Genomic DNA, 12713 nt, shown 5'->3' with positions numbered 1-12713 from the left:
CGCCATCGCGGGCAAGCCCGGCTCCCACAATGGATTGGTGTACACCTGCGAGAGATTGGTCGGCTGTCAGGCCGCCATCGCGGGCAAGCCCGGCTCCCACAGTTGGACTGTGTATATCTGCGGGAGATGGGTCGGCTGTCAGGCCGCCATCGCGGGCAAGCCCGGCTCCCACAGCTGGACTGTGTACATCTGCGGGAGATTGGTCGGCTGTCAGGCCGCCATCGCGGGCAAGCCCGGCTCCCACAGCTGGACTGTGTACATCTGCGGGAGATTGGCCGGCTGTCAGGCCGCCAAGGTCAAAAGATCGCAGCCTTCGGCAGCTCCGAAGGCAGGGCGTATCAGTCGGCCAACCAGCCATTTTCCCAGTACCGCACGTTATCCCCGCGCAGCATGTAGTCGCGCAGCACCGCTTCGCGCAGCTCATCGCCCATGCGGTAGCTGGCATCCGGGTCCGCCAGGTGCATGCGAATGGCCTGCAACCATTCCTCGGTACTGTTGCTGACAACCCGAGTGCACGGCAGATAACCCCGATAGGCCTCGGTATCGGTACACACCACCGGGTAGCCGCAAGCACCGTACTCCAACAGGCGCAGATTGCTCTTGCAGTCGTTGAAGATATGAAACTCCAGCGGCGCCAGCGCCAGGTCGAGGTTCAGGCTGGCCAGTTTCGCCGGGTAGACACTGAGGTCGATCACGCCATGGAACTCATGCATGTAAGGCAGCAACTCTTCGGGACACATGCCGAAGAACACCCAATCCACCTCGTTGGCCAGCTCGCGAACGACGTCAGCGATGATCGCCAGGTCGCCCGAGTGACTGGTACCGCCCCCCCAGCCTACCCGCGGCTTTTTCGAGGTGCGGCGCTGGCTGCGCAGGCCATCCCAAAGATGAGTGGCGAGCATGTTCGGCACAACCCGAATGTCGTGATGCATCGACGACAACGCATCGGCCAGTGGCTGGGTCGACACCACCACCCGATCGCACAGGCCGATACCGCGACGGACCAGACGCTCCATCTCGACGTGGTCCGGCATATTGCGAATGTGTGCGTTCTTCTTCGGCGCCTTGATGACATAGTCATCCAGCTCGAAAATCAGTCGGGCGTTGGTGTAGGGCTTGAAGGCGGCGATCTCGTTGACCGGTCCTTCACTGTAGCGCCCTTGCAGGATGATGACGTCCGGCGCCTCACGCTCGATCTCGATGATCGACGGCAGATCGTAGTAGATCCGCCCGGTCGCCCGACCCGCCTTCTGCAGTTCAACCAGCGGCTGGATCGCCCGATAGTGACCGACTGCCGAGGAGTTGACCGGCAGCGCCATGATGTTCGGTAACTGGCGAACGGAAAACGGGCTCCAGCCGGTGCGCAAGCCTGGCTCCAGGCTGTAACTGGAACCCCCTGGCGTATTGAGCATCAGGTTCGGGTTGTACGCCGGGTCGCGAGCAACAATGGACAACCAGCGCCGGTAGAAGGTTTCCTGCTCTTGCGTGAGTTGCGCCAACTCGACTTTGTCCGGGACGACAGCAGGCTGTGTCCCGAGGGCCAACTGGGCGTACGGCGTCCACACCACCAGATAGCCGTTCTGACGGACCCGCAAACACAGGTCCACCTCGTTGAGGGTCAAGGCAAAATCCTGCGCCTGCAGCCCACCGACACTCTCGAATATTGCCTTGCGCACCATCAGGCAATCAGCACCGACAGCGCTTAGGTCCTGAACCACCTGCAAGCGGTGCATGTAGCCCGCCGCGTTAAGCGAGTCGGCGTAAAACGGTGAAGCGGCCGGCCCTTGCAGCCCGAGAATCAGCCCGGCATGCAGCACGCAACCGTCAGGATTGAACAGCTTGGCCCCGACGACACCGACTTCTGGACGCTGCGCATGATTGAGCAACTCACCCAGCCAGTCCGCACGGGTGACCACCACATACGGGTCGAGCATCAGCAGGTATTCACCGCGAGCCTGCTGCGCCGCAAAGTTGCGCGTCGCCGCGAGATTCCCCTGCGGCGGATACGTCAGCACCCGCAACCGGTCGCTGCCCAACTGGGCCATGGCACTCAGCCACTCAAGCGTCTGCGCAGACTCACTGCCGTTGTCGACCAGCAGCAACTCGTACTCGCTGTAGGCGGTTTTCTCCAACAGGCTTTCGACACACCGTTGCAGCACTGACAACTGGTCCTTGCAGACAATGATGATCGACACCAGCGGCCGCTCAGCGTGCAGGTAATCGACACGATTGAGCAAGGTAAAACTGCCCTGGCGAATCTCATGGGCAATATTCAATCGCTGAAGATGTGCCTCCAACACTTGCGGATTGAGTTCAATGACGTCGGGCAGCGCCAGCCACTGTGCCAGGCCGAGTGTCGACTCCAGCATCACCTCGGCAATATGTTCGACGACCTCCACGCCACTGTCCTCGACCATGCGCCACAGCACATCGTGAGGCGCCAGCTCTCCATAACGTGAATCGAAGCCACCCAGCGCCAGGAAACGCTCGCGCTGAAAGGCCAGGGATCGCCCGACATAGGGATAACTGCGCATCAGGTCCAGGTTGAAATCCGGCTTGAAGACCGGGTCTGCCGACTCACCGTCGCGCAATCCGCCTTCGTCACCATACACACACAATGCGCTCGGTGACGCACTGACGCGCTCGGCCAGCAGCAACAGCGCCGGCTCCACCAGACGATCGCCGGCACGCAGCACATAGAACCAGTCAACCCCGTCGAGTTGCGCCAGCAGTGCGTTGAGCTGCGCGCACCAGTCCTCCTGCAACGGCAGGTTGAACACCCGCTCATCGAGCTGCGCTTCGGTACAGGCGCTGGACAACACCAGGATCAGTTCTGGCGCATAGAGCTGTCCGGCAAGGCTTTTAAGGGTGAGATCCAGGCTGGCACGACTGGACTGATCATCGATGATGATCGGGACGATTTTCGGTTGCCGCGACCAACCGGCGACGGTTTCCGGCAACAGATGTCGCTGAGTCTCACTGAGTGTGCGACACGCCAGCCATTGCGTGTACAGCTGGGAAAAACTCTCGCTGGCGATACCCACCCGATATTCCTGGCTGGCCTGGCGATTCCCCAGCGTCCGACTCAGGGGCAACTCCTCCCAGATTCGCGGCGCCTCTTCGGCACGACTCAGTGGCAGGAAACGAACCCAGCCTCCCGCCGGAGCATCCTCGCCGCCACGAACCTTGAGCATTTGCACCAGCCAGTGCTTTTCCAGCTCCGCCGCATCTTTCATCGGCTGCTGACGAATCAAACGCTCCGGATGCAAGCGCTCGACGCTCAACACGTAGTTGAGCTGAGCCATGTTGCCCCGGCGCATCAGGCAGATGTACAAGGCCAGATCGAGCGACGCGACAAAGCAATGGCCAGGTTGAGTCAAAGCCGGCATCAGTTCCTGCACATCCTTGCGGCGGAACAGCGCACTGCTGAAACCACCGAGGAAGTTGACCGGGAAGCTCTCGAAAATCGCCAGCAGGTCATCGCCCTTGAATATCCCGCACTCCGGCGACAGTGTGCTGTTCTCCAGACGTGATGGCAGCGGGTGATCATCCGCATCCCAGAACACGCGCTGGGCCAGCACCAGATTGATGTCCGCCTGCTCGGTCAGGACCTGCGCCTGGCGCTCGATACACGCAGGCGACAGCTGATCGTCATCACAGAGAAACTTGATGTACTCGCCCTTTGCCTCGCCCAGGCACGCCTGCAGATTGCCGACAAACCCCAGCGTCTGCGGGTTTCGCACATACCGCACGCGCTCTGCTGCATCGCCCGTCAGCGACTCGACAACCTGCCGGATCTCATCGCCGCGACTGTCGTCGCACACAATGATTTCGAGGTTGGCGTAATGCTGGACCAGGGCACTGCGCAGAGCCTGAGCAAAGAAGCGTGGATTGAAGGCGGGAATGACGAGGCTGACTAACGGGACTGGATTCACGGCGGGGCTCTCAAGCGGCGGACGCTCACCCGGTCGGGTGAGCCCCTGAAACCGCTGAAAAAAGGCGATTGGTATTCGGCGGTTTACGACCGGGCGCTTTCGCGCCAGGCCCCCTTAGATCTTGTTGAACAGACCCAGCTGACTGATTTTGCTGAACGCCAGTTGCGCGGCCTGCAACATGGTTTGCTGCAACGTCAGACGGGTCATGACTTCGGCCGGATCAGAGTCGCGGATAGCCGACTGGCTGGTGGTGTTGGCCAGGACGAGACTCTGGTTGGTTGTCGTCTGATCATCCAGGGCCTGACCGCGCACGCCCACCGCAGTGATTGCCGAGCCCACCTGCGCCGAAGCGGTGTCCAGGTTGCCCAAGCCCGACGCGACGGCCGCCTGCATTTTTTGCAAGGCGACCGGATTGTTATCCGCCGGGGTATTCAACGCAGCCTGCAACTGCCCCAAAGTGTCCAGAACGTTCTGGGTCTGGTGGTTGTTAGACTGAACAACAAACTGATCGCCGGCTGCCGGAGTACCGCCGAGCGTAAACGTAACCCCTGCGGCTGTCGCCGTAGAACCGGCCATGGTGCTCGAAGACACGGGCTTGCTGTTCGCCGTGATCGGCGATGCATAAAGATCGTAAGCCGTGGCACTGGTGAACTTGAGAATCGCGCCGCCAGTCGGGAAGGTGCTGTTATAGGCAGTCGGGTTGCTCGTGGTCGCACCGGAGACCACTGCCGTGGACGGGTTGCCCGGGCTACGCGACGCGCTGATGGTGTCGGGCTTGACCGCCAACTGGAAGCTATGGCCGGCGATCACTGCGTCTGGAACGGTATCGCCAGACTTCAGATTGATGTTCAGCGTCAGGTCCACACCGCGGAAGCTGACCGTCTGGTTAGAGGCGTCCTTATTGCTGATCACACCGTTCTGGCTGGCCTCGGCAGTGACATCGTTACCCAGCGCATCAGTGATCTGCAGCTGGGTGCTGCTGACAAAATTCACGGTGTAAGGTTGACCGGCGGCGAACTTGGAATCGAACGTTCCGGTGTTGCTGATCTGGCCGCTGGACAGCGTCACCCGACCGTCATCCACCGCAGGTGCGGTCATGGTGGTCAGAGAGCGGCTGGTGTTGCTCGCCTTCTGGAAGGCATCCCAACCAGTGATGTTGCTGGCAACCGACATGGAGTCGCCGATGGCCAGGTTCACGTCGGACTGGTCACCGTTGTAGCTGTAGGTGCCATCGGAGTTTGCCGTGTACGGAGGCGTACTGGTTTTGGAGCCGGCGAACAGGTAGTTACCGTTGGCATCCTGACTGTTCATGAGGCCTAACACCTGGCTCTGGATCTGCCCCAGCTCCTGGGCCGCAGCCTTACGGTCCGCATCGGTCTGCGTGCCGTTGCTGGCGCCGAGCGCGAGTTCCTTGGCCCGCTGCAAGGCGGTGCCAATCGCGCTCAACGCGGTTTCGGACTGACTGTATGCACCCTTGAGACTGCTGATGTTGCCGGCGTACTGATCGAGCATTGCGCTCTGCTGGCCGAGTTGAAGCAAGCGCGCAGCACCAATCGGATCATCGGCGGCGGTATTGACCTTGGTCAGGCTGCTCGCTTCGGCACTGGTCTTGATTGCATTGTTGTAATTACGCTGATAGTTGGCAGCGGTCGTTTCGTAATACTGGGCGGTAGAAATGCGCATGAATTACGACTCCTTAAATACTGTTGATCAGCGTGCTGAAAGTTTCCTGCGCAGCCTTGATGATCTGCGATGAGGCTGTGTAGTACTGCTGGTATTTCACCAGGTTGCCGGACTCTTCATCGAGGTTGACACCCGACAGGGCATCGCGGGCATTCTTGGCACCGGTCAGAATCACCGTGGCGGCATCGCCGTCAGACTTGGCCTGAGCCGCCTGGGCGCCAACGTTGGACACCAGTTTGCCGTAGGCGTCCGAGAGGCTGAGCCCCTTGCTCACCGAGCCGGTATCCACCGTTTGCTTGGTCTGTAAACCGACCAGAGCGGTGCCGTTGCGGTTGTCCGAAGAGTTGGCACCGTTCAACGAAATACTGAAGCTCTCACCGTCAGCGGGCGAACCATTGACCGTTGTTTGAACCGAGAAGGTCTTCTGCACTGGCGGCACGACCGAGTTGTCCATGATCGCAGCACCCGTGCTATCGACCATGTTCACTTGCAGGTTCAGGGTATTGCTTTGACCGGGAACGATGGTGCCCGAGCCCATGACCCCGCCCTTGGCGTCGAAAAGCTTGTAACCCTGGGTCCCGGCACCGGCAGGATCGAACACCACTTTGACCGGCGTCGAATACTTGAGCCCGGTTTGCAGGTCGGCATTGGCCGCTGGATTGTAGATATCCAGAGTGCTGGTCAACGTCGGCTGAGTATAGGTGCCTTTGTTGTTGGCACTGGCGACACCACTCAGAGGCGCAGCCGCGGCGAGCTTCTTCGGATCGGTGATCACCGTCTGGATATCACTGGCACCGCTGCGGGTCGGCGTCACCTTGAAAGTGTCGCCGGCGCTCATGGCACCGCCGCCATTGAGCGTCATGCTGAAGCCGTCGATCACCGGAGCCGGCGTGGTGGTGGTGCTGAAGGCGCCCATGTTGGTGCCGTCGGAGCGCGTAACGCTGTAGTTCGTAGCGCTGGTGAAGGTCACCTTATAATCGCTGGTGGTCAGCTTGCCCGTGTCGTTGATAGTGACATTGAGGTTGCCGGAACCGGCGCTGTTACCCGCCTGGGCAATGCTGCGCTGCGAGATCAGCGTGGCACTGTTTATGTTGTTGAAGATCGCCGAACCAAAGTCGCCGTTCTGGTCGATGCCCTGAGCCTGCTGCTGGTTCATCTGATCGGCGACAACCAGTGCCACTCGCCCCAGCTCGTTAATTGCCGGGTTGAGCACTTCGCTGCGATAACTCAGCAAGCCACCCACCTGACCGGTCGTCACCACCGACGTAATATCGATGACGCTCGAGCCGCGATTCAACTGGAGTGTCGACTGAGTCGGATCAGTCTTGCCCGGTACGGTTTCCAGGGTATTAGTGGTGCCGCCCATCACCAACGGCTGACCGCTGCCGATGTAGACGTCGTAGTTGGTGCCGCGCTCGACAACCTGGGCACCGACCAGGTCGGAAAGCTGGCGGACCGCCTCGTTACGCTTGTCGAGCAGGTCGCTCGGGCCACTGCTGTTGCTGGTGTTGCTACCCGCTGTTTGAGAAATCTGCTGGTTGTACTGGGCGATCGTGGTCGCCAGTTTATTGACCTGGGACGCCATGTCCGCGAGGTTGGAGTTGATGCCGGTGTTCTGGTCCGTCAACTGCTTGGAAATCGAGTTGAAGCGATCGCTCAGGGCCTTGGCATTGGTCATCACCGATTGGCGGGACGCATCATCGGTAGGCTTGGTCGCGACCGCTTGCAGGGACGTGAAGAACTTCTGCAATGAGCCACTGAGGCCGGTGTTGCTGTCGGACAGCATCGTGTCGACCGGCGTAACCTGCCCCAGATAGGACGATGCCTGGCCGTTAAGCGAAGTGCTGGTCTGCAACTGGGTGTCGAGGTAGGCGCTATACACACGACGCACGTCAGCCAGGGTCGTGCCCGTGCCGATGAATACGTTATTGCCGTACTGAATCGAGGCCTTGCTGCTCTGCACGGTTTGCTGACGCGAATAGCCGGCCGTATCAACGTTGGCAATGTTGTTGCCGGTCACCGCCAAAGACGATGAGGCCGCATTCAACCCCGACATCCCGATATTGAGCAAACTCATGATTCAGACCTTATACCTTATGCCTATAAAGGCGTCGTGGAAGAGCCCGCCGCAGCGTAGTTCTGGTAACTCTTCATCTGCTTGGCTATCTGCGAAATCTTGCGGGCGTAGCCCGGGTCGGTTGCATACCCGGCCTTTTGCAACTCGCGTACAAACTGTTCTGGGTTATCGGCCGACTTCACAACATCTTGATAGCGATTATTGGTTTGCAGCAATGTCACAAGGTCATGGAAGCTGTCCTTGTAAGAGGCATAGGAACGGAACTCGGCCGTCTCCTTGACCATCTCGCCATTCCTGAATTCGCTGGTGATCGCCCGCGCCGAATCGCCCGTCCAACTGCTGCCGGCCTTGATGCCGAACAGGTTATGACTGCTGCTGCCATCCTGGGCACGCATGACCGATTTACCCCAACCGGTTTCCAGGGCCGCCTGGGCCACCAGATAACGCGGATCGACGCCAATGCGGTCCGCGGCTTCCTTGGCCATCGGCATCATCGTATTGACGAATTCGTCGGCAGAGCTGAAGGCTTTCTTCGCCGGCGCCAACGGAATTTGAGCCATCGCACGACCATAAATCTGCATCCGCCCGCTCGATCCCGAATCCGTTTGCGAGGCCAGCCAATCGCCATTGAACAGCGGACCGGAGCCGGTCTTCATGGCTTGAGGCGACTGGGTGTTGTTGAGCGCCGTTGCGCTGGTCGCAGCAGTCGTCGATGCCGACGGCACCAGGCCGGCGAGCAAGCGATCCGCGAGTTTCGGCGGCAGCGCCAGACGACGCTGGTTGAGCATCGCCACGTCATTGCGGTGCCCATCGAGCGATTGCTGCGGCGGATTGACCGCGCGCGACGCCCACAACGGCCGCTGGCCATTGAGCCGCGACAACGGCCCGTCGGTGCCCACCGTACCGGCAGCCACCGGCGTTGATACTGCCGCTTTCGCCGCTTCCTGCTTGGCCGCAGACATTGCCGCCGCCTCGCCCGGTGCCAGCGGTTTGTTCTTCGACATCTGGCGCATCAGCACGTCGGCCAGACCGATACCATGACCCTGACGAGACATGGAAACCGCCAACTGCTGGTCGTACATTTCCTGGTACTGCTTGGCCGCAGGCGTGTTGAGCGGATTGTCCTTGCCCAGGGTCTCGGTGGCCGAGCGCATGGACTTGAGCATCTCGCCGAGGAACAGCGACTCGAACTCCTGCGCAACCTTGCGCATGTTCGCATCGCTGTTCTTGTCACCGACCTTGAGCTGGTTAAGCCGGTTCAGGTCCGAGTACGAACCCGAATCGCCGCTGCTGACCAACCCGCTCTTGTGAAGATCCATGTTCGCCATATCAGATCACGATCAGGTCGGCTTGCAGGGCACCAGCCTGCTTCAACGCTTCAAGGATCGCCATCAAGTCGCCCGGCGCCGCGCCGACCTGATTCACCGCACGGACAATCTCGTCCAGCGTGGTACCAGGGCCAAACTTGAACATCGGCTTGGCTTCTTGTTGAGCATTGACCCGGGAACGCGGCACGACAGCGGTCTGACCGTTGGACAAAGGTCCTGGCTGACTGACAATCGGGTCTTCGGTGATGGTCACGGTCAGGCTGCCGTGAGTCACGGCGGCGGGTGAAACCTTGACGTTCTGGCCGATCACGATAGTGCCGGTCCGCGAGTTAATGATGACCTTGGCCACCGCCTGACCCGGATCGACTTCGAGGTTTTCCAGGATCGACAAGTAGTCGACGCGCTGGCTCGGATCGAGCGGCGCGGTGACGCGGATCGAACCGCCATCAATCGCCTGTGCAACACCAGGGCCGAGCATGTTGTTGATCTTGTCGACCACGCGCTTGGCGGTGGTGAAGTCGGAGCGATTGAGGTTCAGGGTCAGGCTGTTGCCCTGATTGAAACCGCTCGGCACCGAACGCTCGACCGAAGCACCACCCGGGATGCGACCGGCCGACGGAACGTTGACGGTAATCTTCGAACCGTCGCGACCTTCAGCATCAAAACCACCGACCACCAGGTTGCCCTGGGCGATCGCATAGACGTTACCGTCGATACCCTTGAGCGGCGTCAGCAGCAAGGTGCCGCCACGCAGGCTCTTGGAGTTGCCGATCGAGGATACGGTGATGTCGACCTGCTGACCTGGCTTGGCAAACGCCGGCAAATCGGCACTGACCGACACTGCCGCGACGTTCTTCAACTGCACGTTGCCAGAGCCGGCCGGCACCTTGATGCCGAACTGCGAGAGCATGTTGTTGAAGGTCTGCAGGGTGAACGGGGTTTGCGTGGTCTGGTCACCCGTGCCATTAAGCCCGACGACCAGGCCGTAGCCGATCAATTGGTTGGAACGCACGCCCGAAATACTGGCGATGTCCTTCAACCGCTCGGCCTGAACGCCGAGGGAGGTGGACAGCAACAACACGGCCGCCATCAGGTGCTTGAAATTAAACATGAGTCGTTTCATCACCTAGAAAGGGAACAGCGGGCTTAGGAAGAAACGGTCGAACCAGCCTGGCTGACTCGCGTCGGCAAACGAACCGGTGCCCGAATAGGTGATCCGTGCATCAGCGATACGCGTCGACGGCACCGTGTTATCGGTAGCAATATCGTCTGCCCGGACCAGACCGGCAATGCGCACCAGCTCATCACCGGTGTTGAGGGTCATCCACTTCTCGCCACGCACGGCAATGATGCCGTTGGGCAGCACGTCGGCAACGGTGACGGTGATCGAACCGACCAGGCTGTTGCCCTGCCCTGCCTTGCTGTCGCCCTTGGTGGCGCGATCACCGTTGTAATTGGCACCCAGACTCAGCGGACTGTTGGCGGCCGGGGTGCCACCGAACAACGAGGTCAGACCGATTCCGGCCTTGCTGGTCTTGTCCACCTGGGAGTTGGCGTTTTTACTGGCTTGGGTCTTCTCGTTCAGGGTGATGGTGATGATGTCACCGACCCGGAACGCCTTGCGGTCGCTGTACAGGTTCTGCTCGAAACCGGCCTGATAGATCGAGCCGTTGTTCGCCGCTGCAGGCAGCGGTGTACGAGGCAACACGGGCGCATAGTAGGGGTCATTGGGCTTCGGCGTCGGACCGACGCAGCCCGCGAGCACGGCGATCCCACTCAATGCGAGAACAGATACAAAGCGATTCATGACCCTACCTCACGGTGTTGCAGGCGGCTGCATGCCGCCTCATAGACTTGATTACAGATTCTGCGTTACGAACGAGAGCATCTGGTCGGCGGTAGAAATCACCTTGGAGTTCATCTCGTAAGCGCGTTGAGTGGTGATCATGTTGACCATCTCTTCAACGGTGCTGACGTTGGAGGTTTCCAGGGTGTTCTGCAGCGTGGTACCAAAACCGTTCAGGCCCGGCGTACCGATTTGCGGCGCGCCACTGGCGGCGGTTTCCTGGAACAGGTTGTTGCCCATCGCCTGCAGACCGGCCGGGTTGATGAAGTCGGCGGTTTGCAGGTTGCCGATCACTTGCGCGGCAGCAGCGCCCGGAACGGTGATCGACACGGTGCCGTCACGACCGACGGTGAAGGTCTGTGCGTTGTTCGGAATGACGATGGCCGGTTCCAGGGCAAAGCCACTGGCATTGACGATCTGGCCATTGGAGTCCAGGTGGAACGTACCGTCACGGGTGTAGGCGGTGGTGCCATCCGGCTGCAGGATCTGGAAGAAACCGCGACCGTCGACCGCCATGTCCAGCGGCTGGTCGGTGGTTTGCAGGCTACCGGCGGTGAAGTTTTTCTGAGTGCCGACAATGCGCACACCGGTACCCAATTGCAGACCCGACGGCAGTGCGCTGTCCTGGGTCGACTGGGCGCCTGGCTGACGCTTGATCTGGTACAACAAGTCCTGGAACTCGGCACGGTCACGCTTGAAACCCGTGGTCGATACGTTTGCCAGGTTGTTGGAAATAGTCGTCAGGTTGGTGTCCTGGGCGGACAGACCTGTTTTGGCAACCCATAGAGCCGGAAGCATTCAATTCTCCTCGTGCGCCTGTTTTACGGCGCGACGTTCTGATAATTAGCTGATCTGCAAGACCCGAGCCATGGCCTGGTCGTCGTCTTTGGCGGTGTTCATCATCTTGATGTGCAGCTCGAATTGCTTGGACAAGGCCAACACCGAGGTCATCTCTTCAACGGCATTGACGTTGCTCGACTCAAGGAAGCCCGACACCAGTTGCACATTGGCATCGACCGGTGCCGGCTTGCCGTCTGCGGTGTTGATCGAACCGTCCAGCCCCTTGGTCATGTTCTTGATGTCCGGGTTGACCAGCTTGATGCGGTCGATTTCTGCGATGACGCGCGGACCTTCACCCATTGACCGAATGCTGATGGTGCCGTCCTGACCGACTTCGATTTTCTGCTCGGGCGGCACGGCAATCGGGCCACCGTTGCCCATGACCGGCATGCCGTTGCCGGCGCGCAGCACGCCCAAGGCGTCGACATTCAGGCTGCCGGTGCGCACATAGCTTTCACCACCGCTCGGATTCTGTACGGCAATCCAGCCGCTGCCCTGAACCGCTACATCAAGGTCGCGACCGGTTTCAATCATCGCGCCTGGAGAGAAGTCGGTGGCCGGACGTTCGGACAGGGCAAACGCTCGCGCCGGAAAGCTGTCGCCAAACACCGGCATCGACCGCGCTTGCTCCAGGTCTTTCTGAAAACCGTTGGTGGAGATGTTCGCCAGGTTGTTGGCATGAGCCTTTTGCGCCAGTGCGTTCTGGCTGGCGCCGGTCATTGCCACATAAAGGTACTTGTCCACAGTCTTTCCTCTGCATGTCGGACGTTTGCCGCCCACCGCTGTACTGCTGAGCCTCAAGCAATTTGCAGACCAACTTTCACGCAGGGGTTCGAAGTCCTCTAAACAAAGGACTTGAGAGGAATTGGAGGAGAATGGGCAATGGCATCAAAGACGAAAAACCGGCGCGGTTATGCCGCTTACGGCAAGTGTCGGCCTTTTACACGCGACACATTCACCGTGGCGAGGGAGCTTGCTCCCGCTGGGCTGCAAAGCAGCCCCAA

Annotated in this window: 8 protein-coding genes; all 8 read right to left on the bottom strand. The window is 60.1% G+C overall.

Annotated elements, in window-relative coordinates; all coding sequences use genetic code 11:
- Positions 1–338 precede the first annotated feature (338 nt).
- Positions 339–3935 (bottom strand): glycosyltransferase, encoded by a 3597-nt coding sequence (locus AC3WK5_RS19685; protein ID WP_103315588.1) that lies wholly within the window; start codon positions 3933–3935, stop codon positions 339–341.
- 114 nt (positions 3936–4049) lie between these two features.
- Positions 4050–5618 carry a flagellar hook-associated protein 3 gene (locus tag AC3WK5_RS19680; protein WP_103315587.1) on the bottom strand — a complete coding sequence of 523 codons (1569 nt, stop codon included), beginning with the start codon at positions 5616–5618 and terminating at the stop codon, positions 4050–4052.
- A 13-nt stretch (positions 5619–5631) separates the two neighbouring features.
- Positions 5632–7695 carry a flagellar hook-associated protein FlgK gene (gene flgK / locus AC3WK5_RS19675; RefSeq protein WP_103315586.1) on the bottom strand — a complete coding sequence of 688 codons (2064 nt, stop codon included), beginning with the start codon at positions 7693–7695 and terminating at the stop codon, positions 5632–5634.
- A 23-nt stretch (positions 7696–7718) separates the two neighbouring features.
- The gene (gene flgJ / locus AC3WK5_RS19670) at positions 7719–9014 is read right to left on the bottom strand and encodes a flagellar assembly peptidoglycan hydrolase FlgJ (protein ID WP_103315683.1); all 1296 of its coding nucleotides are present in this window, start codon (positions 9012–9014) and stop codon (positions 7719–7721) included.
- A gap of 10 nt (positions 9015–9024) precedes the next feature.
- Complete coding sequence (locus AC3WK5_RS19665) at positions 9025–10134, bottom strand: flagellar basal body P-ring protein FlgI (RefSeq protein WP_054596272.1); 1110 nt, start codon at positions 10132–10134, stop codon at positions 9025–9027.
- Between the two features lie 15 nt (positions 10135–10149).
- Positions 10150–10830: a flagellar basal body L-ring protein FlgH gene (gene flgH, locus AC3WK5_RS19660; RefSeq protein WP_054596271.1), complete on the bottom strand. Its 681-nt coding sequence runs from the start codon at positions 10828–10830 to the stop codon at positions 10150–10152.
- A gap of 51 nt (positions 10831–10881) precedes the next feature.
- A complete protein-coding gene (gene flgG, locus AC3WK5_RS19655; RefSeq protein ID WP_054596270.1) occupies positions 10882–11667 on the bottom strand; it encodes a flagellar basal-body rod protein FlgG in 786 nt (261 codons plus the stop codon).
- Positions 11668–11712: 45 nt separating this feature from the next.
- Entirely contained in the window at positions 11713–12453 is a 741-nt protein-coding gene (locus tag AC3WK5_RS19650; RefSeq protein WP_103315585.1) for a flagellar basal body rod protein FlgF, read from the bottom strand.
- Positions 12454–12713 lie beyond the last annotated feature (260 nt).

Source organism: Pseudomonas sp. FW306-02-D09B, assembly GCF_058782685.1.
The sequence above is the reverse complement of the archived record's forward strand: the minus strand, read 5'-3'. Positions and strand labels throughout refer to the sequence as shown.

Bases quoted from the DNA above. Each gene is read 5' to 3' on its own strand.
- AC3WK5_RS19680 (WP_103315587.1), bottom strand. From the start codon at position 5,618: ATGCGCATTTCTACCGCCCAGTATTACGAAACGACCGCTGCCAACTAT.
- flgK (WP_103315586.1), bottom strand. From the start codon at position 7,695: ATGAGTTTGCTCAATATCGGGATGTCGGGGTTGAATGCGGCCTCATCG.
- flgJ (WP_103315683.1), bottom strand. From the start codon at position 9,014: ATGGATCTTCACAAGAGCGGGTTGGTCAGCAGCGGCGATTCGGGTTCG.
- AC3WK5_RS19665 (WP_054596272.1), bottom strand. From the start codon at position 10,134: ATGTTTAATTTCAAGCACCTGATGGCGGCCGTGTTGTTGCTGTCCACC.
- flgH (WP_054596271.1), bottom strand. From the start codon at position 10,830: ATGAATCGCTTTGTATCTGTTCTCGCATTGAGTGGGATCGCCGTGCTC.
- flgG (WP_054596270.1), bottom strand. From the start codon at position 11,667: ATGCTTCCGGCTCTATGGGTTGCCAAAACAGGTCTGTCCGCCCAGGAC.